The organism is Longispora urticae (assembly GCF_053902585.1).
The window spans coordinates 373464-395021 of sequence record NZ_JAQZSH010000035.1; the positions used below are offsets into that span (position 1 = coordinate 373464).

Genomic DNA, 21558 nt, shown 5'->3' on the forward strand with positions numbered 1-21558 from the left:
TCCGGTGAGCGACGAGTTGTGTGAGGCCTGTGGTTCGCCCCTCGGTTCCGAGGCGGCGGCCTGCCCGAGCTGTGGTCGCCCCGCCCACCATGTCGGACCGCCCACGTGGCCGCCGATGCGGAACGCGTTGGGTCAGTGGGACGTGGGGAGTGGGCCCGTCTCGGCGGATCCGGGGGCCCATCGGGCCCAGGGTGCCGGCGGCGACATACTTGCTGGTCATGCGGGCGACGCTCGGGCCCACGGGCAGGACACCGGCCGTTCCGGACAGGACGCCGATCCGCTCGGCCGGAACCCGTTCGAGGACGCGGAGCCGCGCTCGTCCGGGGCACACCTGCTCGACTCCGACGAGTCCCGTGAGCCGCACGCGTCCGCTGAGCCGCACCCTCTCGACCCGGACGAGTCCAGCGAGCGTCCCCCCGCCACGTGGAGCCCCGAACCCGGCCCCGACCCGTTCGACGCCCCCGACGACCGAGCCGGTTACGACCCCGCCGCGATCCGGGCCGCCGAAGCCGAGGCCAACGCCCCCGTCGACGCCAACCTGCCGCCCCTCGAGGAGCCGCCGCCGGTCGGCACGGTGCTGCCCGAGGAGGAGTTCGCCGAGGAGGACCTGCCGGAGGCGTTCGAGCTGCCCCCGCCGCCGCCCGACGGTGCGATCTGGGAGGGCGCGTTCGACCCGGAGCCCGACGTACCCGTCGAGGTTTCTTCCGCTCCTGCGCCCGCGGACCCGTGGGCACCGCCCGCCGACCTCGTCGTCGCGCCCACCTCCGGAGCCGGCTTCCCGCCGCCCGAGGAGTCCCCGTGGGCGGAGTCCGTGGCCCCGGCCAGCTCCGCGCCGTGGGCCACCCATGAGCCCCCACCCGTCGCGGACCAGGTTCCCGAGCCGCGCCCGCTGACGGCGCTGTCCGCGGCGGACCTGGTCCCGCACTCGCCCGCCGAGATCGTCCCCGTCGTCGCCATCGTCGGCCGGGCCACCGTGCCCGGCGCGCTCGCCCCGGAACCGGGCATGGCCCAGGCCCCCGGCCAGTCCCGGGTGTACCGCTCCGGCGAACTCGCCGCCGACCAGCCCGCGGGCCCCCCGCCGGCCTCGGACCCGTGGCCCCCGCAGGACAGCGCACCCGCCGACCGGTGGCCGACCCCGTCCTCGGGGGTGCCGTCCGTCGCCGCACCCGCGGACAACCCGGCCGCCGAGGCCCCGGCCGCATGGCCGTCCTCGTCCCCGGCCGCCCCGGACCCCGCCCCGCCTGCGGCGCCGAGCCCGAACGACCCGATCGCGTCGAGCCCGAACGACCCGGCGGCATGGAGCCCGAGCGACTCCGCCCAGCCGCCGGCCGACGCCTGGCCCGCCCCGAGCGCCCTCGACGCGCCCGCACCGGCCGCGCCCGTGTCAGCGCCTCCGGCCGCCGCGTGGTCCGCCGAGGCGCCGCCCGCCGACCCGTGGCCCGCCCGCACCCCTGAGCAGGCCGCGAGCCCGGCCGGGGCCGAACCGGCGTCCGCACCTCCGGCGGACCCGTGGCCCACGCCCGACCAGGCCGCACCCGATTCCCTGGGAACGCCCCCGCAGGCCGCGCCCGGATCTCCGGCGGACGAATGGCCCCCTTCCGGGCAGGACGCCCTGGGTGCGCAGTCCTTCGGGGCACCTGCGCAGGCCGCGCCGCCCGCCGCTGAGCCGTGGCCCTCCTCCAGCCACGGCGTCCTGGACTCGGGTTCCTTCGAGCTGCCCGCGCAGACCGCACCGCCGGCGGAGCCGTGGTCGTCCTCCCACCAGGAGGCGCCGGCGTCCGGGGCGTTCGATCCGCCCGCGCAGCACTCCGGTTCCTTCGGATCACCCGCCCAGGATCCCTTCGGGACGCCGGCACAGGACTCCGTGCCGTTCGGAACGCCCGCGCCGGACGCGTCACACGGTGCCTGGCCCGCGCCCGAATCCGCAGGTCACGACTTCGGCCCTTCCGTGTCCTGGTCACAGTCCGCACCCGTGTCGGCGCCGCCGGCCGCTCCCCGGGACCCGTGGCCCGCGGCGCAGTCCCCGTCCGGGAACGACGCCCCCGCCGAGTGGCCGCAGCCCGAGTCCGGTGCGCCCGGCCATGACGCGCCGCCGCCCGCCGACGCCTGGCCCCCGATGTCCCCGCCTCCGGCCCCGCTCGCCGAGGCCCCACAAGACCACAAGATCACCCCCTCTTCCGGGTACGCGTCCCCCAGCGACGACCCCGCCCCGAACGCCGACCTGGCCGCGCCCCCGTCCGGGCAGCTCGCACAGCCGTCGGCGGAAGCCCCGTGGTCGGCGTTCGCCGCACAGTTCGAGCCACCCGCGCCCGGGGCCGCTCCGGCGTCCCCCACCGGCGCCGAGCCGCACCCCGCTTCCGCGCCGGCAGACCCGGCCGGGCTTGAGCCGCAGCACGCTTCCGCGTCGTCGGAGCCTGGCGATTTCGAACGGTCCGACTCCGTGGTGGCGGGATCCGACTCCCCCGCCGTGGAACCGGCCGCAGATCTGGCGGCACCGGAGCCCGCCGCGTGGACCGGCCCGTCCGGCAACCAGTCCGTCGCCGCCCGCGGTGTCGCCCGGGTCGCGGGTGCCCCGGTCACGGCCGACGAGGTGTCCGCCCTGACCGGCCAGTCCCAGCCCCGGGTGTACCGCGCCGCCCAGTCCGCCGACCAGCCCGACCAGGGGCTCCCCGCCGTCGAACAGTGGTCGGCGCCGGTACCGGGTTCGGCTGCCGGTCAGTGGGATCCGGCAGTACCCCCCGGCGCTCAGGACCAGGCTCAGGCGCCGCAGCGGGATCAGGCCCCGGGCCAGTCCGCCGCCTGGCCGCCGCCCGGGCAGGCTCAGGACCAGCAGCCGCAGCCCGACCAGTCGAGCCCCGGCGCCCCGGGCGAGCAGTGGCCCGCACCCCACCAGCCCCCGCAGGTCCAGCAGTGGCCCGCGCCCGGCCAGCCCGGGTCAGGTGTCCAGGTCGAACAGTGGCCCGCGCCCGGCCAGCCGGGTTCCGGAGCCCAGGTCGAGCACAGGCCCACGACCGGCCAGGCGGGTTCCGGAGCCCAGGTCGAGCACAGGGCTGCGCCCGGCCAGCCGGGTTCGGGAGCCCAGGTCGAGCAGTGGCCCCATCCGGGGGAGCCTGCGGCGGGTCAGCCCGGCGCGTGGAACCCGACCGCGCCCCCGCCTGCGGACCAGTGGAACCAGCAGCCCGCGCCAGGCCAGTGGGGACCACCGGCCGCGAACCCCAACGAGGGCGCACCGACTCCGGGCGCTCCAGGGACGCCCGGCCAGTGGCAGCAGCCCGCCGCCCCGGCACCGCAGGGCAAGTGGGACCAGCCCGCCGCCCCCGCACCGCAGGGCCAGTGGGACCAGCCCCAGGCTGCGCCCGGCCCCGTGCCGTGGCCCGCGCCGACCAGCCCGGCCCCGCAGGGCCAGACGCCGTCCGGCCAGTGGGACCAGGCCGCGCCGCCCGTGCCCGACCCGGCCTCGGGCCCAGTGCCGTGGCCAGCACCGACCAGCCCCGCCGGACCGGGCCAGGCCCCTTCCGCGCAGTGGAACGGGGCTCCGCCGTCCGGCTCCCAGGGGGTTCCCGCCGGGCCGGGTGACCAGGCCGCGCCCGGACAGTGGAACCAGGCCGCGCCGGGCACCGGGTCCGACCCGGTGGCGTGGCCCGCGCCGTCCAGCCCGGGTCCCCAGGGCCAGGCCCCGTCCGGCCCCACCGATCAGGCCGGCCCAGGGCAGTGGAACCAGGCGTCCGGCCCCGCGCCGTGGCCGGCACCCGGCAGCCCGGCACCGCAGAGCCAGGCTCCTGCCGGGCAGTGGGACCAGGCCGCATCACCGGCCACAGCTCCCGGATCCGGCCCGGTGCCGTGGCCGGCGCCGTCGAGCCCCGCCCCGCAGGGACAGCCCGTTCCCGGCGATCAGGGCAGCCCGGGGCAGTGGAATCAGGCGTCGGGTCCCGTGCCGTGGCCGGCGCCCTCCAGCCCGACCCCGCAGGGCCAGACTCCGCCAGGGCAGTGGAACCAGGCCCCGTCGGGCCCCGGTTCCGGCCCGGTGCCGTGGCCCGCGCCGTCCAGTCCCGCCCCGCAAGGGCAGCCTCCCGTCCCCGGGCAATGGGACCAAGCTGGTTCCGGCTCGGTGCCGTGGCCCGCGCCGTCCAGCCCTGCCCCGCAAGGGCAGCCTCCCGCCCCCGGGCAATGGGACCAGGCCGGCTCCGGCCCGTCGCCGTGGCCCGCACCATCGAGCCCCGCCCCGCAGGGGCAGCCTCCCGCTCCCGGGCAGTGGGAGCAGGCCGGTTCCGGCCCGTCGCCGTGGCCCGCACCATCGAGCCCCGCCCCGCAGGGGCAGCCTCCCGCCCCCGGGCAGTGGGAGCAGGCCGGTTCCGGCCCGTCGCCGTGGCCCGCGCCGTCAGGCCCCGCGCAGGGACAGGTCCCCGGTACGGGGCAGCCGGGCCAGCAGCCCGGCCAGGGGCAGTGGAACCAGCCCGCGCCGCCGCCCGGCCCAGGGGAGCAGTCCTCGGGGCCCGTGCCGTGGCCGGCACCGTCCAGTCCCGCGCCGCAGGGCCAGCCGCCCGCGCCCGGGCAGTGGGGTGACCCCGCGCAGGGCCAGTGGAACCAGGGAGCCGGCACCAGCCAGCAGCCCGGCGATCAGCAGGCCCCGGGACACGGGCAGCAGGCCTCAGGACACGGGCAGCAGGCTCCGGGGCACCCCCAGCAGGCCCAGTGGCCTCAGGACCCGTCGGCACAGGGTGGCCAGCTCGGCGCTCCCCAGGGGCAGTGGGCGGATCAGGGACAGGCCGTGTCCCCGCCGGTACCCGTCTGGCATGATTTCGCACGCCCCGTCCCGGAGCAGCAGGCTCCCGCTCCGCAGGGTCCGCCGCCCGGTCCGGCGCAGGCCAACTACACCGCCCCGGCGAATCCGACCCCGGTGGGCTACCCGCCGGCCGCCGGCTACGACACCCCGCGTGACGGTATGCCCGCCGAGGAGTGGCCCGCGCCCAGCGGTGGCGGCCAGTTCCAGACCCCGTCGGCATTCGGCGCGCCCGGTCAGTCGTGGCCGCCGGAGCCGGCCGGTGCACCGGGTGCGGTGCGCGCCTCGTTCAGTGGTGAGCGGGGCGAGGAGACTCCGCCGCGGCGCGGTCCCGGTTCGGACTCGCCGCTGATCCCGACGACGAAGGTGCCGGCGGTCTCGACGATTCCGACGACGAGGATTCCCGCGCAGTCGTCGGGCTCGTCCCTGCCCGCTTCGCCTTCCGAAGCCGGCACCGACACGGGCTCAGGCACGGGCACGGGCACGGACACCGGCTCCGACACAGGCATAGGCTCCGGCACGGACTCAGGCTTCGGCACAAACACGGGCTCCTACACAGGCACCGGCACCGAGGATGCCGCGCTCGCTCCGCAGCCCGAGTCCGCATCCGTCGAACCCGAGCGCTCACCGTCAGCACCGTCCGCCTGGTCCGCGTCCGCCGAGAGCTCGGCACCGGTCCAGCCGGGCGCCGTGCCTCCGCCGCGTGCCGGGCGGTTCCAGGGCCGCGCCCAGGTCCCGAGCCACTCGCAGGCCCTGCCGATCGTCCCTGCTCCCGAAACCCCAGCTCAGTCGGCACCTCTCTGGCCTGAGCCGGCACCCCAGGCGGAACAAACCAGACCCCTCGACGGGTACGAGTCCCAGCCGCCCCCGGCACACCACGCCGCACCCCCGGCCCCCGCCGCCTACGCCCCGGCCGCCCAAGCCCCGACCCCGGCCCCAGCTCCGGCTGCCCCGGCACAGGCCCCGGCCCCGGCCCCGGCCCCGGCACCCTCCGCCCAGGCCCGGCCCCCAGCACCCCAGCCGCCCTCAGCACCCCACACGCCATCGGCACCCCACACGCCATCGGCACCCCACACACCACCGGCACCCGCCACGGACTCCGCCCGGGGCACCGTCTACGGCGGCACCACCCCACCACCCACCGCCCACCCGTACGGCAACACCGGCGGCTACGGCGTCCTCACCCCGCTGGAGTCCACGAACGGCTCCCTGACGGGCCAGATCTTCGGCCCCCGGAACCCGTTCGCGTTGCCGCCCCCGGAGCCGGAGCCGGAGCGGAACAGTAACCGTCGGGTCCTGATCATTCTGGGCATCGTGCTCACGGTGATGGTGGGGCTCGGCGTCGCGGCCGGGTTCTTCATGCAGGACCTGCTGGCCTGGATGTTCAGCAGCTGACCGACCCTGCCCCGGACAGGCCTCCCGGCACCTGACCGGACCGGCCACGAACAAGCCGCCCGGCAGCTGACCGGCCCAGCCACGAACAGGCCACCCGGCACCTGACCGGACCGGCCCCCAACAGGGCACCCGGCACCTGACCGGACGGCCCCGGACGTGTCACCCGACACGCCCCGGGGCATCCGTGCATCACAACGAACTGCCAGCCCGCTGCGTGCGGCCTCCCACCCAAAAGGCCTGCCCGCACCCGAAGTGGGCCCTGTCGCGGGGCCCGAACCGGCCCCGGCAGCTCACGCCGACCGCGACCCGGCCGGACCACGTCACCCACCTCCCGGGCCCGGCCGACGCGCGAAACCACGCCCACGGCGCGCGGCCGCCAAGCTCCACGCCCACGGCGCCCCGACCACCTAACCCAGGGTCGCCACCATCCGCCGGACCCCTTCCTCGACCCGTTCCCCGGACGTGGCCAGGTTCAGCCGGACATGCCCGGCCCCGGGCTTCCCGAACGCGTTCCCCGCGTTGAACGCCACCCGCCCGCGTTCCAGGAACACGGCCGCCGGGTCGTCCCCGAGTCCGAGGTCGGAGCAGTCCAGCCAGGCGAGGTAGGTGGCCTGGGGCTGGACGTACCCGACGGTCGGGAGGGAGGAGCGCAGCAGGTCGCCGAGGAGCTGGCGGTTGGCGTCGAGTCCGGCGAGGAGCGAGTCGAGCCAGGGGGTGCCGTGGGCGAAGGCGGCCTCGGTGGCGAGTACCCCGAAAATGCCGACGGCGTCGCCGAAGTTGTGGCTGATCCGGTTCAGGTCGGCGCGTGCCCCGGGCCCGCCGACGATGACCGCGGTGGTCAGGCCGGCGAGGTTCCACGCCTTGGACGCGGAGTGGAAGGCGATGGCGCGGTGCGACGCGGCCGTGTCGAGGCTGAGGAACGGCACATGGGTCACCCCGGGATACGTCAGCGGCGCGTGGATCTCGTCGACGAGGACCCGGACGTCGTACCGTTCCGCCAGGTCGGCGATGGCCAGCAACGTGGAGCGGGAGTACGCCACCCCGGTCGGGTTCTGCGGGTTGCACAGCAGGTACGCGGACGCGTCGGCGAAGTCGCGTTCGAGCCGTTCGAGGTCGAGCGTCCACTGTCCGTCCACTCTGACCAGCGGGGACTCGATGATCCGCCGGCCGGCGTCGGGGATGTAGTGGTAGAACGGCGGGTACACGGGCGGGTTGACGACGACGCCGTCGCCGGGTCGGGTGACGTGACGGAGCACTTCGGAGACGCCGAGCATCACGTTGGGCGAGAGCCGGGCGTCGGCGGGGTCGACGGTCCAGCCGTACCGCGTGGCGGCGAACCCGGTGAACGCCTCGACGGCCCCGCCGGGGGTGGAGTAGCCGAGGTCGCCCCGGTCGAGCGCGGCGGCGAGGGCGGCGCGGATCGGCTCGGCGGGCGGCGTGTCCATCTCCGCGACCCACAGCGGCAGGACGTCGTCGGGGTACTGCCGCCACTTCATGCTCCGGCGCTGGCGGAGCTCATCCAGGGTGTACTGACTGAGAGGGTTTCCCATGCCTTACATCCTGCCCGAGGACCTGGACAGTTGGGCAGGTCACAGTCGACTGCGTCACCACGTGGAGCGGGGTTGGCCCCCCGTCCGCTAGACTGGGTCTCATCATGTTGACGGCGCGCTGTTTTTGCGTGCCCGGCCCGTCGGCCAGCCAGCGCAATTAATCAGGCGCTGCCCGGAACCCCAAGAGCCTGGATCACCAGAGCTCGAATCATAGGGGTCCTTCTGGATGGCGCGCCTGTATTCGGAAGGTTTCTGTTGTCCTTCGCTGAGCTTGGCCTGCCCAATTCTCTGATCACCGCGCTCGCTGCCCGTGGCATCGACGCGCCGTTCGCCATCCAGAACGTGGCGATCCCGGATGCTATGTCCGGTTACGACGTGCTGGGCCGGGCCTCCACCGGTTCCGGCAAGACCCTCGCCTTCGGCCTGCCGCTCCTGGCCCGGCTCGACGGCCGGTCCGCCAAGGCCCACAAGCCGCTGGCCCTGATCCTCGTCCCGACCCGCGAGCTCGCGATGCAGGTCACGGACGCGCTCGCCCCGCTGGCCCGCTCGCTGCGGCTGCGGGTCAACACCGCCGTCGGCGGCGTGAAGTACGACCGGCAGATCGACGCCCTGCGCCGGGGCACCGAGGTGCTGGTGGCCACCCCGGGTCGGCTCACCGACCTGTGTGACCGCAACGTGTGCGACCTCTCCGAGATCGAGATGACCGTTCTCGACGAGGCCGACCAGATGTGTGACATGGGCTTCCAGGCCGACGTCATGGCGATCCTCGACCGCACCCCGCGTGACGGCCAGCGCCTGCTGTTCTCCGCGACGCTCGACGGCGACGTCGACAAGCTGGTCAAGGGCTACATGACCAACCCGGTGACCCACTCGATCGTGCCCGAGGGCCCGGCCGTCGACACCATGGACCACCACATCCTGCTGGTACCGCCGCAGGAGAAGTTCTCCATCGTCGCCGAGATCGCCAACCGCTCGGGCCGGACGATCATGTTCGTCCGTACCCAGATGGCCGTGGACCGGGTCACCGACCAGCTCCTCGCCGCCGGGGTTCCGGCTGTCGGCCTGCACGGCGGCAAGCCGCAGGGCCTGCGGACCCGGACGCTGGCGCAGTTCAAGGACGGCGTCGTCAACGTCCTCGTCGCCACGGACGTCGCGGCCCGCGGCATCCACGTCGACAACGTCTCGCTCGTCGTGCACATCGACCCGCCGGCCGACCCGAAGGACTACCTGCACCGCGCGGGTCGTACCGCCCGGGCCGGCGAGACCGGTTCGGTCGTCACGCTGGGTCTGCCGAAGCAGCGTCGTTCCATCACGCAGCTGATGGACAAGGCCGGCGTCAAGCCGACCGAGACCCGGGTCCGCCCGGGCGACGCCAAGCTGATCGAGATCACCGGCGCGAGCGTTCCCAGCTACGAGCCCACCACCGTGCCGGACCCGCGGGCCGAGCGTCCGCGCCGGGGCGGTCGCCCGCAGGGCGGCGGCTACCGTCAGGGTGGCGGCTACCGTGACGGCGGCCGGCCGGGCGGTTACCGGGGCGGTTCCTCCGAAGGCGGCGGTTACCGTGGCTCCTCCGAGGGCGGCGGCTACCGCGGCTCGAGCGAGGGTGGCGGCTACCGTGGCGCTTCCTCCGAGGGTGGTTACCGTGGCGGCTCCAGCGCTCCGCGCGAGGGCGGCTACCGGGGCACCCGCGAGGGTGGCGCCCCGTCGACCGGCGGTTACCGCGGCGCGACCAGCGCTCCCCGTGAGGGCGGCTACCGTGGCGCCCGGGACAGCGCCCCGCGCAGCTACCGTGACGCTGGCCCCCGTGAGGGTGGCTACCGTGGCTCGCGGGACAACGCGCCCCGCTAGTACCAGCTGAGAAAGGCCCGACACCAGCAACGGTGTCGGGCCTTTCTCGTCTGAAGCGGCTACCAGGCCCCGGTGTCGAGGAACTTGTCGATCCGGGCGAGGTGCGGGGCGAGGTCCATGTGCTGGGCGGCCACCCACTCGTCGGAGTAGTAGGTGTCGACGTAGCGCTCGCCGCCGTCGCAGAGCAGCGTGACGATGGAGCCCTGCTCGCCGGCCGCCAGCATCTCGGCGATCAACCCGAAGACCCCCCACAGATTGGTACCGGTGGAGCCGCCCACCTTCCGCCCCAGCAGTTCCGAGGCGCGCCGCATCGCGGCCAGCGACGCCGCGTCGGGCACGGACATCATCCGGTCGACCACGGTCGGCATGAACGAGGCCTCGACGGTGGGCCGTCCGATGCCCTCGATCCGCGACCCCTTGCCCGTGTTGACGGTGTAGTCGAGGGCCTTCCAGGCTGCGTAGAAGGCGGAGTTCTCCGGGTCGACGACGGCGAGCTTGGTGCAGTGCATCTGGTAGCGCAGGTAGCGGCCGATCGTCGCGCTCGTACCCCCGGTGCCGGCCCCGACCACGATCCACGCCGGGATGGGGTGCCGTTCGAGCTTGAGCTGGTCGTGGATCGACTCGGCGATGTTGTTGTTGCCCCGCCAGTCGGTGGCCCGCTCCGCGTACGTGAACTGGTCCATGAAGTGGCCCTTGATGTCGTCGGCGAGCCAGCGCGCCTCCACGACGACGTTGGCCGGGTCGTCCACCAGGTGGCACCTGCCGCCGTAGAACTCGATCAGCGCGCACTTCTCCGGGGAGGTGCTGGCCGGCATGACTGCGACGAAGGGCAGCCCGAGCATCCGGGCGAAGTACGCCTCGGAGACGGCCGTGGAGCCCGAGGACGCCTCGACGATCGTGGTGCGCGGGCCGATCCAGCCGTTGCACAGCGCGTACAGGAAGAGCGACCTGGCCAGGCGGTGCTTGAGGGAGCCGGTCGGGTGGACGGACTCGTCCTTGAGGTAGAGGTCGATGCCCCATTCCGGCGGGAGCGGGAACGGCAGCAGGTGGGTGTCGGCCGAACGGTTGGCGTCCGCGGCCACCTTCCTGATCGCCTCGGTCACCCATGCGCGGGCATCGTCACAACCCCGATCCAACTGCTCCATGATCCGAAGGCTACCTCCGACCTGCGGACCGGCTCCTCGGAGGGAACAAGTTGAGGGAACTCGTCCCCGACCATGGGCGGCGATGGGACGCGGATGCCCGGGCCGGGCGGCTGGACACGCGGGCATGCCGGCAGGCTCCAGGCCCCTGGCAACCGGGCGGCTCCGGGCCCGAAGCGCGGCCTGGGCGGGGCGGTGTCGGGGGCGGCTGGCAGGCTGTAGGGATGCAGCGTGTGCCGTGGGTGGTCGGGATCTCCGGGGCGTCGGGGACGCCGTATGCCAAATCGACCCTGAACGCCCTCCTGGACGCCGGCCTCCCCGTGGACCTCGTCGTGTCCCGGGCGGCCCGGCTGACGATCCTCGACGAGACCGGGATCGCGTTCCGGGACGCGCACTGGGCGGAGGACCTGGCCCTCTGGCTGGGCCGCTCAGGGGCCGGGGACGTCCGTTACTGGCCCGCCGGTGACCTCGCCGCCGGACCCAGCAGCGGCAGCTACCCGGTCCGGGGCATGCTCGTCGTCCCGGCGTCCACAGCCGCGTGCGCCGGGATCGCCATGGGCCTGTCGAAGGACCTGCTGCAACGCGCGGCGGACGTCAACCTGAAGGAGCGCCGCCCGGTCGTGGTGGTGCCCCGGGAGACGCCGGTGTCGCGGAGCCACCTGGAGCATCTGCTCCGGCTGCACGACGCGGGTGCCGTGGTCCTGCCGGCCAGCCCGGGCTTCTACGCGGGCACGAAGACGGTCGACCAGCTGGTCGACTTCGTGGCGGGAAAGATCCTGGACGCGGTGGGCGTGCCACACACGTTGTTCCAGCGCTGGGCGGGAGAGCTCGGCTCAGCCCGATAGGCACAAAGGGACCCGGCGGCCCGCTCAACCACCGCGGGCCGCATGTCCGTGTCCGCCCGGGCCAACCCTCGACCCGAACCCTGGACCCCTGCTGGGCCTAGCGGCCCGTCCTGAGCCTCGCGGCCCCTGCTGAGCCTCGCGGCCCGGGGTCTAGTGCTGCGGCGGCCGGTGCGTCTGCGTCGGCGGAGGAGTCGCCGCGACGGGCTGCTCTTCGTGCAGCCCCTCGGAACCCAGCAGCTCCTTGACCTCAGACTCCCGGAACCTCCGGTGGCCGCCGGGTGTCCGGATGCTTCCGATCCGCCCCGCCGCTGCCCATCGGGTGACAGTCTTCGGGTCGACGCGGAACAGTGCCGCCACCTCGCCCGGCGTCAATAGACGATCGCCTGTGTCCACAACCCCCCCTTACGTCGCAATGGACGTACTGACCATTAGAGCACCGTCGTTGGGTGCTCATCCCGGAAACAACAAAAGAGCACTTACTTGGGTGGTTTTTGGAGTACCTTGCCACCCTCCGGATAGGGTCTGCGGTGTGGATGCCATCGACCGCCAACTCGTCCAGCTTCTCCGCATCAACGCCCGCCTGTCGTACGCGGAGCTGGCCCGGCAGGTGGGACTGTCCGCGCCGGCCGTCCACGAGCGGGTGGGCAAACTGGAGTCCAGCGGGGTGCTGCTCGGCTACCAGGCCGCCGTGAACCCGGAGGCCATCGGGCTCGGGGTGACCGCGCTGATCGGGATCATCACGAACGAGGGCGAGATCGAGGAGATCAGCGCGGCGCTGCACGAGCTGGTGGAGATCGAGTCGTGTTACTTCATGGCCGGCGAGGAGTCGTTCCTCTGCAAGGCCCGGGTGGGCACGATCGCACAGTTGGAGCAGCTGATCGCCCGGATGAACCGCATCTCCGGGGTGTCGCGGACCCGGACCACGATCGCCCTCTCCACCAAGTGGGAGGGGCGACCGCAGCATCCGGCCTAGCCGTCGCCGACATCCTCCGCAGCCTCGGCGGATTCCAGCTCTTCGTCTTCGGCCCACATGTCTAGGGGCTCGTTCGGGTACCTGAGCATGGCGCCTCCTTCAAGGGGCGAACTCCCAGTGTGTCACTACCCGACACGTGAGTGAATTACACCCGCAGATGCTGGAGAAAGACGAGATCGGCCAGCGCGAAGACAAACAGGGCGATTCCGACGAAGCCGTTGGCGGTGAAGAAGGCCCGGTTTGCCCGGGAAAGGTCGTCGGGTCGGACGATGGAGTGCTGGTAGACGAAGGACGCGGCCGTCAGGGCGAGCCCGATCCACCACAGCCAGCCGAAACCGGCCCACTGGCCAAACCATACGAACAGGCCGAACGCAAGCAGGTGTACGACAGACGACGCGTGAAGTGCGGCGCGCACCCCGAAGCGCGCCGGCACCGAGCGCACCCCGATCCGCCGGTCCACCTCGGCGTCCTGGGAGGCGTAGATCAGGTCGAAGCCGCCGATCCACAGTCCGACCCCGACACTGAGGACGAACGCGGGGCCGAAGCCGTCGAACGTGCCGGTGACCGCGAGCCAGCCGCCGGCCGGTCCGACCATCTGGGCCAGCGCGAGGACGCCCTGCGGGAAGTCGGTGAACCGCTTCGCGTACGGGTAGATGATCAGGGGGGCGACCGCCAGCGGGGACAGGGCGGCGCACAGCGGGTTGAGCAGCAGGGCCGCGCCGAGGAACACGACGAGGGCGACGAGCGCGCCGATCCACGCCGTGCGCACCGACAGCGCGCCCGTGACCAGTTCGCGTTCGGCGGTCCGCGGGTTCTGCGCGTCGATGTGCCGGTCGATGATCCGGTTCACGGCCATCGCGAAGGTCCGCGCCCCGACCATGGCCACGGTGACGATCAGCAGCGTGAGCCACTGGACGCGCCCGCCGTCGCGGGTCATCGCGGTCAACGCGGCCAGGTAGGCGAACGGCAGCGCGAAGACCGAGTGCTCGATCCGCACGAGCTTCAGGAAGTCCCTGGACTTCGTCGCCACGTCGCTCACAGGCCGTATTCCTTCCAGCGCTTGCTGACCTTGTCGACCACGTCCGGCGACATGACCAGCTCGTCCGGCCAGCCCCGGTGGTACCCCTCGCTGGGAAGTTTGCGGGTCGCGTCGATGCCGAGCTTGCCGCCGTAGAACTGGTTGTACGAGGCGTGGTCGAGGTGGTCGACCGGCCCCTCGGTGAGCAGCAGGTCCCGGGAGTAGTCGACGTTGCCGAAGGCCCGGAAGGCGACCTCGTTGTAGTCGTGCACGTCACAGTCGTCGTCCACGATCACGATCAGCTTCGTCAGCGACATCAGGTGCGCGCCCCAGATGGCGTTCATCACCTTCTGGGCGTGCTTGGGGTACCGCTTCTTGATCGACACGATCACGCAGTTGTGGAACACGCCGGGCTCCGGCATGTCGTAGTCGTGGATGTCGGGCACCACGAGCTTGAGCAGCGGGAGGAAGATCCGCTCGGTGGCCTTGCCGATCGGGCCGTCCTCCTGCGGGGGCTTCGAGGTCACGATCGTGTGGTAGATCGGCTCGCGCTGCATGGTGATCGCGGTGACGTGCAGGACCGGGAACGGCTCGACCGGCGTGTAGAACCCGGTGTGGTCGCCGAAGGGGCCCTCGTCCTGGCGCTCGCCCGGCTCCAGGTACCCCTCGATGACGATCTGGGCCTGGGCCGGCACCTGCAACGGCACGGTGAGGCAGTCGACCATCTCGACCCGCTCACCCCGGAGGAACCCGGCGAACAGGTACTCGTCGATGTCGCTCGGCAGCGGGGCCGTCGCCGCGTAGGTGACCACGGGGTCGCAGCCGATCGCGATGGCCACCGGCAGCCGCTGCCCCAGGCGCTCGGCGACCGCGTGGTGCGCCGTGGAGTCCTTGTGGATCTGCCAGTGCATGCCGAGGGTGTTCTTGGAGTGCTGCTGGAGCCGGTACAGCCCCAGGTTGCGCTTGCCCGTCTCCGGGTGCTTGGTGTGCGTGAGCCCGAAGTTGTGGAACACGCCGCCGTCGTCCGGCCAGGTCTGCAACGCGGGAAGCTTGTTCAGGTCGACCGCGTCACCCTGCATGACCAGCTCCTGACAGGGAGCCGTCTTGACCTTTTTGGGGGGTACGGACTTGAGCTGCATCACCTTCGAGATGCCGTCCTTGATGCCCGACCAGCCCTGGGGCAGCTCCGGCTTGAGCAGCGCGCCGATCCGCTCGCCGATCTCGTCCAGCCGCTCGACGCCCAGCGCCATGGCCATCCGCTTCTCGGTACCGAACAGGTTGATCACCAGGGGCATGTCCCCCCGGGTCGGCCGCTCGAACAGCAGCGCCGGCCCCTTCGCCTTCACCACGCGCTGGACGATCTCGCTGATCTCCAGGTCGGGGTCGACGGGCGCGCTGATCCGGACCAGCTCACCGGCCTTCTCCAACGCCCGGAGAAAGTCCTTCAGATCCGTGTACGGAAACCCCATGCGCGCCAGTATCCCAGCCCCCTACCCGGCGGTACGGGGAGCCCGCCATCAGGTGACCCGCAGCAACCCGTCGAGGTGGGCCGCGACCGGCCCGAACAGTGGATACGGGATGAGCTCGGCCAGGAGTTCGCGGTCGGCCCAAGCGACTTCGGCCAGTTCCTCGGCATCGGCGACCCGGGCAGTGCCCGCCACGACCTCGCAGGCCACGTAGACCATCGTGCGCCCGGTGGCCGGGTGCACCCGCTCGCCGAGCGTCGTCAGCGCTCGGACCTCGACGCCCGTCTCCTCCGAAGTCTCCCGAACTGCGGCCTGCATGCCCGACTCTCCGTCCTCCACGGCCCCGGCTGGGAACTGCCAGGACAACGAGCCCTCCGATACACGCCGCCGGACGAGGAGCACCCGACCAGCGAGAACAACGATGGCAGCAGCGATCGGCGGTCGCGGGCTATCGAGTTCGGTCATCGAATTCCTCCAGAGCAGGCAGAATTGGCGAGAAGATTGTCTTGACTGGTATGAAACGACCGATGTCACCTCGCGGCACCCACAGCACGCTGCTGTTTTCTGCCACATCCAGATTCTCAACTGTCCCGGCGAGGTAGTGACAGAGGAAGTACTCGCAATGCACGCGGGTAATCGGATGAATCCTGTCCCCGAGGTTGCGATGCACCACACAGTGCACCCCGGTTTCGGCAAACGTCTCTCGGACGGCTACCTGAGCAGCCAACGCTCCTGGCTTGACCACACCGGCTGGAAACTGCCAACCGGTTCCCGACCCACCCGCATCCCTCCGGCACACAAGCAACACAGTGCTGTCCAGAACCACGATCGCAACAGCAGCCGTCAGAGGTACGCCTTCTTGCGCACGACCGACTCGCTCCAGTTGGCGGACAAACCTGGTTTGCGCCGCGTCCGAGGAACGCTCATAACAGGTGTCCAGAGCCCGCTGTAGCTCCGCGCGAAGCACGGTTTCCGGTCGTTCATGCCACGCTGCGACAGTTCTGCGTGCCACCCCGAGCAGTTCCGCGAACTCGTCGTGCGTCATCCGGAGCGAGAACTGCAACGCAGTCGCAAGGCGCCCTGTCCACTGATCGACGATGTGCACGACGCTCCCCATGGCTTCGAGGCTCTGACACTGCGCCCAATCTAGCCCCGAAGGCATTCGACGCCCCAAGCATTGCACCGTGGATGGTCGCGGATTGCCACGGGACTGCACATCAGACTCGTCGATGCGGCCGCTGTTCGGCGCGAACCTATCCCCGAGGGGCAGAGGCCTCTCAGGATTGGGAGGGCTGGCACATGCTCAAGACAACCCCTGAGCAGCGCAACGCGCTTGGAAAGAAGATCACCGGCTTCCTGAACAGCTACGGCCCGACCAACGTTGACGCTGTGCTGTACGTCGACGTGGACGGTAAGTTCGGCTACTCCGATGGTCCAGAGGCGCCAGCAGGCTGTCAGTTGCTGATCAACCGGGCGGGCGTGGACCGGTTGATGGTCCTGCACTGCTACACCCTGCTGGACCTGTCCCGACCGGAAGGTTTGGACGCGTTCGTGGAACTCGTGGTCGAAAGCGCGTGGCTTCCGTGACCAGTCCAACTCGGGAGTTGCCGATCATCGACAGGCAACCGCCGCGCCACGCCCGCCGGCCTTCGGCCAGACGACGCCGGATGGTTGACCTGATCGAAGCGCTGTGCCTGCCGGTCGTGGTGGTCTTCTCGGCGCTGATGTTCGCCTATTGCGCAGCGAACATGTTCGGCTGGAAGCCGTGAATCATGGCCGACCACCGAACGCCGAGCCATCCAGCTCTGGTCATGATCGCCGTCGTGGGCGCACTGGTGCTTGCCTGCGCGGGTCTATCCGTCGCGTGGCTGTTGATCACGTAGCCGGAACGTTCCAAACCTTCCAACACATTTCTTTGAGAACCTTCCGCTCTTGGAGGCACTCGTGTCCCGGCTTGACGACGTGCTCGGCCAGTTGACCGAGATGGACCAGCAAGCAGACGCAGCAATCGAAATGGGCGCAGCCGCCCAGGAAGGACTTGATGGCTCGGTGGCGCTGTTCTCCGAGGTGGGAGACAGCCGCGGTCTCGAAAACGCACTGTACGCACGCCAACAAACAGAGGAAGCAACCAACGTCATCGCGTCGGCGAAGAATCAGATCCAGGAAGCACTCGGCGGCGTGCACCGCGCGATGGGCAACGGTTGAGGGCCGCCACCGGCCGCCAGCGGACCAGGATCGCCAGCGGGGCCGGGCGAGCTGCCACGGAAGCCATTCATCTCGAAGCTTGTTCAGGACATCGCGGACGGGGTCATTCTCAGTCCTGGCGTCAAGGTCGCTGGGGCGGTGCTCATCAACGATGGGGGGCGACTTCACCCCGGTGTGATCACAAACGGGACCCAGGGACAAGTTGTCGACAACGCGGCGACCCTTGACCAGATGGTGGAGCCGTTCGGGCGACGCGGCAATGTCGGGTTGACTCATGTGGAAGGGCACATGGCGGCAATCATTCGGGCGCGCGTCAAAGCCACGGGCAGGCACGTGCACGCCACAGCGGTGCTCACCCGCGAACCATGCCCGGACATCCCTAACGGTTGCGAACGGACGCTGCCGAAGATGCTGCCCTTCGCATCGACCCTGACCATCTACATTAAGAATCCGGACGGCACGCTTAGGCACCACAAGACGTACGTCGGAACTGGAACTGGAGTAAAGCTGTGAAGACCCTTCACGTTGGGTGGGGCGACGAACCCTATGTCACCCGCACAGTCGCAACGCTCGCGGAACTTGATGCTGTGTTGGCTGAAGCCACGGCGGCACGGGACAGTGATGGGCTCCCGTATCTCGTTGGCGTGTGGAATCTGGCAGACGTCCAAGGAGAGGGGGACCCGGAAGGTCTACAGGTGGGGATTGCAGAACAGCGCGCCCGAGTTCAATGGATGGGGAACGGCGATAGCGAGGGCTACAGCCCTGACGTATCTCCGTGGATGGGCGAGGAGATCGCGTTCAATTTCGGCCACGTGCCAACTGAGGAAACCCCCGAGACGCTGAGGGTTCTGCCCGCAGCCGCGCTTGAAGCCGCGCGGGAGTTCATGATGACTGGCCAGCGCCCCACCGGGCTTGAGTGGTTCAAGGGGTAGCTGGCAGTTCCGACCAAGGATGGCAGCCTAGCCCTTGAGAGGCCAGGGCCCCGGTGTGGAGCGCTGACTGGGCTCCAACCTTCACGTGTCGGGTCGGCGATCTCCGTAACCCTCTGATGAATTTGATCTGGGTTTAGAGGCCGGCGTAGGAGTGCAGGCCCGAGACGAAGAGGTTGATGCCGAACAGGTTGACGAGCATCGTGAGCCAGCCGATGATCGCGATCCAGGTGACCGTGGTGCGGCGGATGCTCGGGGTGGCGCGGGCGTGCAGGTACATGGCGTAGACGACCCAGGAGATGAAGAGCCAGATCTCCTTGGGGTCCCAGCCCCAGTAGCGGCCCCAGGCGGCCTCGGCCCAGATGGCGCCGGAGATGCCGGCGAACGTCCAGATCGGGAACGCGAACACGTGGATCCGGAACGTGAGGCGTTCGAGGACGTCGGAGGCGGGCATCCGGGCGCCCAGGGAGACCGGGAAGCTCTGGCTGTTGGTGCGTTCCCAGCGGCGGCGGAGCAGGAACATGACGGCGGGTACGAAGCCGATCATGAACACGCCCGAGGAGATCGAGGCGGCGGTGACGTGGATGGCCAGCCAGTACGAGTTCAGGGCCGGCTGGAGCGGGCTGATCTTCACGTAGAGCGTGGTCGCGGCGACGGCGAGCAGCAGCACGGTCACGAGGGTGGCGAACAGGCCCAGGGCGCGCAGGGACGGCTTGCGGATCGCGATGCCCAGCCAGACGGCCATGGTGACGAGGCAGCCGAAGACGACGAACTCGTACATGTTGCCGAGCGGCATCCGGTGCGCGTCGATGCCGCGCAGCACCACGGAGCCGGTGTGGGCCAGGACGCCGAGGAGGGTCAGCGCGACGGCCACCTTGCCGCCGAGCGCGGCCCGGCCGGCGCGCTGGTCCGGGGCGGGCGGCTCGGAGACGGGGGCGGTCCAGGTCTCCCCGCCCACGGACTCGTAACCGGCCGAGCCGCCGACGAGCACGGGCTCCCGGACGGCGGCCGCGGCGACCACGCCCCGGGTGCCGAACGCGTACTCGACGGCGTACCCGAGCATCGCCATCGTGTACAGGAAGATCGTCACGGTCAGCAACTGATCGGACAGGGCGGCCATCACTTCTCCTTCAGCAGAAGCTCGAGTTCCTCGGCGAGCCCCGGGTACTCGTTCTTGGCGAGCGCGCCCGCCGTCAACACACCGTCGGTCACCCGGACGAACACCCGGCGGCGGCGCAGGGCCAGCGACGGCAGCAGCCCGAGGAGCAGCAGCACCGCGCCGACCAGCATGATCGGCTCGCCCGGGTCGTGCCGGACGGACACCGTCGCCCACTGCCGGGTGCCGACGAACCGGATCGAGGAGCCGTCGTCGAGCTTCCACGGCTCGCCGCCCTTGAGCAGCATGTGCGGCTCGCCGAGCTTCTTCAGCCGGCCGGCGTCGATCTGGGCCTTGTCCAGGGAGTACACGGAGCGCGGGATGCCGTTGTCGACGCCCAGGTTGCCCTGGTAGGCCACCAGCATCAGGGCCGGGTTGTTCTCGGCGGGGTGCTTGGAGCTGCCGTCGGCGACGTTGTCGGGCACGGTCGGCAGGTACACGCCCTGGAAGCCGAGCTGCTGGGACGGGTCCCGCTTGCCGGTCGCCGGGTCGAGGTTGGCGTCCGGGAAGATCGCGACCCCGGAGCTGGTCAGCATCGCGTCCTGGGGCAGGAACACGGCCGTGGTGGTCTGCTTGCGGCCGTAGCGGTCGGTGAACTCCAGGATCGGGGCGTAGCCGTGGCCGAGGAGGTAGACGTTCGCGCCGTCGAGCCGCAGGGGGCTGTTCACGGCCACGGACTGCTGCTTCTCGGGGCCGTTCTCGGAGTACGTGACGTCCGCCGAGAAGGTCAAGGGCTGACCGTTCGCCTGGTACGTCGCGTGGAAGCTGTCCAGCCGCACGCAGAAGGGCGGCAGGTCCTCGGCACCGAGGCGCGGGCCGAGCCCGTACTCGTCGTACTGCTGGAGGGTGTTGCAGAACTCGCCGTCCGGGCCCTCGACGACGATCCGGTTGCCGTGCCAGCCGTACCAGGAGCCCAGGGCCACGCCGACGAGCAGCACGATCAGGGCGCTGTGGAAGAGCAGATTGCCGGTCTCGCGCAGGTACCCCTTCTCGGCGCTGACCGCCCCGTCGCGGACGGCCACCCGGAACCGGGCCTTCTTCAGCACGGTCGCGACGTCGTCCAGGGAGCGGTCCGTCGGGTGGGACAGGGACACCGGCAGGCGGTCGAGCCGGGCCGGGGCGGCCGGCGGGGGACGGAGCAGCGACTCCACCTGGCCGCGCAGCCGGGGCAGGATGCAGCCGATCAGGGAGGTGAACAGCAGCAGGTAGATCGCGGCGAACCAGGGGGACGAGTACACGTCGAAGAGGTAGAGCCGGTCCAGCCACGGGCCGGAGTCCGGGTTGGCGCGCAGGTAGTCGGCGACCTTCTCGGCGGCGACGCCGCGCTGGGGCAGCAGGGAGCCGGGGACCGCGGCGACGGCCAGCAGGAACAGCAGCAGGAGGGCCGTGCGCATGCTGGTGAGCTGGCGCCAGGCGTTGCGGAGGAGCGCTACGAACCCGGCCCCGGGGCGCGCGGGCGGGACGGTGCCGGTGGTCTGGGCTTCCCGGGTCGCCATCAGATCCCCACGCTCCCCGGCCCGACGGTCGCCCGCAGCCAGTTCAGGAACTCGCCCCACACGCCCGTGGCCAGCGCCAACCCGACCAGCACGAGCAGCGCCCCGCCGATCCGGGTCACCCACCGGCTGTGCCGCCGGACGACGCCCAGCAGCCCCATCACGGAACGGAACCCCATGCTGAACAGCAGGAACGGGATGCCGAGCCCGGCGCAGTACGCCACGGTCAGCAGCGCGCCGCGGCCCACGGAGCCCTCGGCGGCGGCCAGGCCGAGCACCGCCCCGAGCGTGGGGCCGACGCACGGCACCCAGCCGAGGGCGAACACGGCACCGAGCAGGGGGGCGCCGGCGAGCCCGACGGCGGGCATCTTCCGCAGCCGGAACTCGCGCTGCAACCCGGGTACGAGGCCGGCGAAGGTCAGCCCGAGGCCGATGATCAGGATGCCGGTGACGAGGTCGACGGTCCGCTGATGTTCGAGGAGGAGGCGGCCGAGCCCGGCGATGGCGGTGCCCGTCGCGACGAAGACGACCGTGAACCCGGCCACGAACAGGGACGCGCCGGCCAGCATCCGCCGGCGGGCCTGCTTGTCGTCGGCGTCGAGGTCCGCGCCGGCCAGGCCGGTGACGTAGGACAGGTAGCCGGGGACCAGCGGCAGGATGCACGGGGACAGGAAGCTGACCAGGCCGGCGATGGCCGCGACGAGGACCGCGAGCATCAACGGCCCGGTGCTGGCGATGTTCGCGAACTTGTCGCCCAC

General features: G+C 71.5%; 18 protein-coding genes. 8 read left to right on the forward strand and 10 right to left on the reverse strand.

Going from position 1 to position 21558, the window contains the following annotated elements; genetic code table 11:
- The first annotated feature begins 115 nt into the window (after positions 1-115).
- Complete coding sequence (locus PT931_RS24375; RefSeq protein WP_456248015.1) at positions 116-6175, forward strand: hypothetical protein; 6060 nt, start codon at positions 116-118, stop codon at positions 6173-6175.
- 407 nt (positions 6176-6582) lie between these two features.
- Here PT931_RS24375 and PT931_RS24380 read toward each other — a convergent pair whose 3' ends face one another.
- The gene (locus tag PT931_RS24380) at positions 6583-7725 is read right to left on the reverse strand and encodes a MalY/PatB family protein (RefSeq protein ID WP_456248016.1); all 1143 of its coding nucleotides are present in this window, start codon (positions 7723-7725) and stop codon (positions 6583-6585) included.
- Positions 7726-7980: 255 nt separating this feature from the next.
- On the opposite strand from PT931_RS24380, the gene PT931_RS24385 reads away from it, so the two are divergent.
- A complete protein-coding gene (locus PT931_RS24385; protein ID WP_456248017.1) occupies positions 7981-9573 on the forward strand; it encodes a DEAD/DEAH box helicase in 1593 nt (530 codons plus the stop codon).
- Between the two features lie 59 nt (positions 9574-9632).
- On the opposite strand, the gene cds1 is transcribed toward PT931_RS24385, so the two are convergent.
- Positions 9633-10718, reverse strand: a complete 1086-nt coding sequence (gene cds1 / locus PT931_RS24390) for an L-cysteine desulfhydrase Cds1 (RefSeq protein WP_456248018.1) — start codon at positions 10716-10718, stop codon at positions 9633-9635.
- Positions 10719-10939: 221 nt separating this feature from the next.
- Here cds1 and PT931_RS24395 point away from each other — a divergent pair, with 221 nt between their 5' ends.
- Positions 10940-11560, forward strand: coding sequence for a UbiX family flavin prenyltransferase (locus PT931_RS24395; RefSeq protein WP_456248019.1), 621 nt, complete (start codon positions 10940-10942; stop codon positions 11558-11560).
- A 150-nt stretch (positions 11561-11710) separates the two neighbouring features.
- Here PT931_RS24395 and PT931_RS24400 read toward each other — a convergent pair whose 3' ends face one another.
- A complete protein-coding gene (locus PT931_RS24400; protein WP_456248020.1) occupies positions 11711-11953 on the reverse strand; it encodes a BldC family transcriptional regulator in 243 nt (80 codons plus the stop codon).
- A gap of 136 nt (positions 11954-12089) precedes the next feature.
- On the opposite strand from PT931_RS24400, the gene PT931_RS24405 reads away from it, so the two are divergent.
- Positions 12090-12533 (forward strand): Lrp/AsnC family transcriptional regulator, encoded by a 444-nt coding sequence (locus PT931_RS24405; RefSeq protein ID WP_456248021.1) that lies wholly within the window; start codon positions 12090-12092, stop codon positions 12531-12533.
- A gap of 145 nt (positions 12534-12678) precedes the next feature.
- Here PT931_RS24405 and mqnP read toward each other — a convergent pair whose 3' ends face one another.
- The 4 genes from mqnP to PT931_RS24425 are packed head-to-tail and all read right to left on the reverse strand — an operon-like array spanning position 12679 to position 16122.
- Positions 12679-13572 (reverse strand): menaquinone biosynthesis prenyltransferase MqnP, encoded by an 894-nt coding sequence (gene mqnP, locus PT931_RS24410; RefSeq protein WP_456248022.1) that lies wholly within the window; start codon positions 13570-13572, stop codon positions 12679-12681.
- On the reverse strand, positions 13569-15029 hold the full coding sequence (locus tag PT931_RS24415; protein WP_456248203.1) for a menaquinone biosynthesis decarboxylase: 1461 nt from the start codon (positions 15027-15029) through the stop codon (positions 13569-13571). Before PT931_RS24415 ends, mqnP begins: the two co-directional genes overlap by 4 nt.
- 39 nt (positions 15030-15068) lie before the next feature.
- Positions 15069-15482, reverse strand: coding sequence for an NUDIX hydrolase (locus PT931_RS24420; RefSeq protein ID WP_456248023.1), 414 nt, complete (start codon positions 15480-15482; stop codon positions 15069-15071).
- Positions 15466-16122 (reverse strand): NUDIX domain-containing protein, encoded by a 657-nt coding sequence (locus PT931_RS24425; protein ID WP_456248024.1) that lies wholly within the window; start codon positions 16120-16122, stop codon positions 15466-15468. Before PT931_RS24425 ends, PT931_RS24420 begins: the two co-directional genes overlap by 17 nt.
- Before the next feature lie 194 nt (positions 16123-16316).
- On the opposite strand from PT931_RS24425, the gene PT931_RS24430 reads away from it, so the two are divergent.
- The 4 genes from PT931_RS24430 (at position 16317) to PT931_RS24445 (ending at position 18154) form a co-directional block, all read left to right on the forward strand.
- On the forward strand, positions 16317-16604 hold the full coding sequence (locus PT931_RS24430; protein WP_456248025.1) for a hypothetical protein: 288 nt from the start codon (positions 16317-16319) through the stop codon (positions 16602-16604).
- A gap of 357 nt (positions 16605-16961) precedes the next feature.
- Positions 16962-17222 carry a hypothetical protein gene (locus PT931_RS24435; RefSeq protein WP_456248026.1) on the forward strand — a complete coding sequence of 87 codons (261 nt, stop codon included), beginning with the start codon at positions 16962-16964 and terminating at the stop codon, positions 17220-17222.
- A gap of 105 nt (positions 17223-17327) precedes the next feature.
- Positions 17328-17735, forward strand: coding sequence for a DddA-like double-stranded DNA deaminase toxin (locus PT931_RS24440; RefSeq protein WP_456248204.1), 408 nt, complete (start codon positions 17328-17330; stop codon positions 17733-17735).
- A complete protein-coding gene (locus PT931_RS24445) occupies positions 17732-18154 on the forward strand; it encodes an Imm1 family immunity protein (RefSeq protein ID WP_456248027.1) in 423 nt (140 codons plus the stop codon). The genes PT931_RS24440 and PT931_RS24445 overlap by 4 nt, the downstream gene beginning before the upstream one ends.
- A 133-nt stretch (positions 18155-18287) precedes the next feature.
- Here PT931_RS24445 and ccsB read toward each other — a convergent pair whose 3' ends face one another.
- Genes ccsB through PT931_RS24460 form a run of 3 tightly spaced genes read right to left on the reverse strand, consistent with a single transcriptional unit; the run spans position 18288 to position 21558 of the window.
- Positions 18288-19271 carry a c-type cytochrome biogenesis protein CcsB gene (gene ccsB / locus PT931_RS24450; protein WP_456248028.1) on the reverse strand — a complete coding sequence of 328 codons (984 nt, stop codon included), beginning with the start codon at positions 19269-19271 and terminating at the stop codon, positions 18288-18290.
- A complete protein-coding gene (resB, locus tag PT931_RS24455; protein WP_456248029.1) occupies positions 19271-20803 on the reverse strand; it encodes a cytochrome c biogenesis protein ResB in 1533 nt (510 codons plus the stop codon). Before resB ends, ccsB begins: the two co-directional genes overlap by 1 nt.
- Positions 20803-21558 carry a cytochrome c biogenesis CcdA family protein gene (locus PT931_RS24460; protein ID WP_456248030.1) on the reverse strand — a complete coding sequence of 252 codons (756 nt, stop codon included), beginning with the start codon at positions 21556-21558 and terminating at the stop codon, positions 20803-20805. The genes resB and PT931_RS24460 overlap by 1 nt, the downstream gene beginning before the upstream one ends.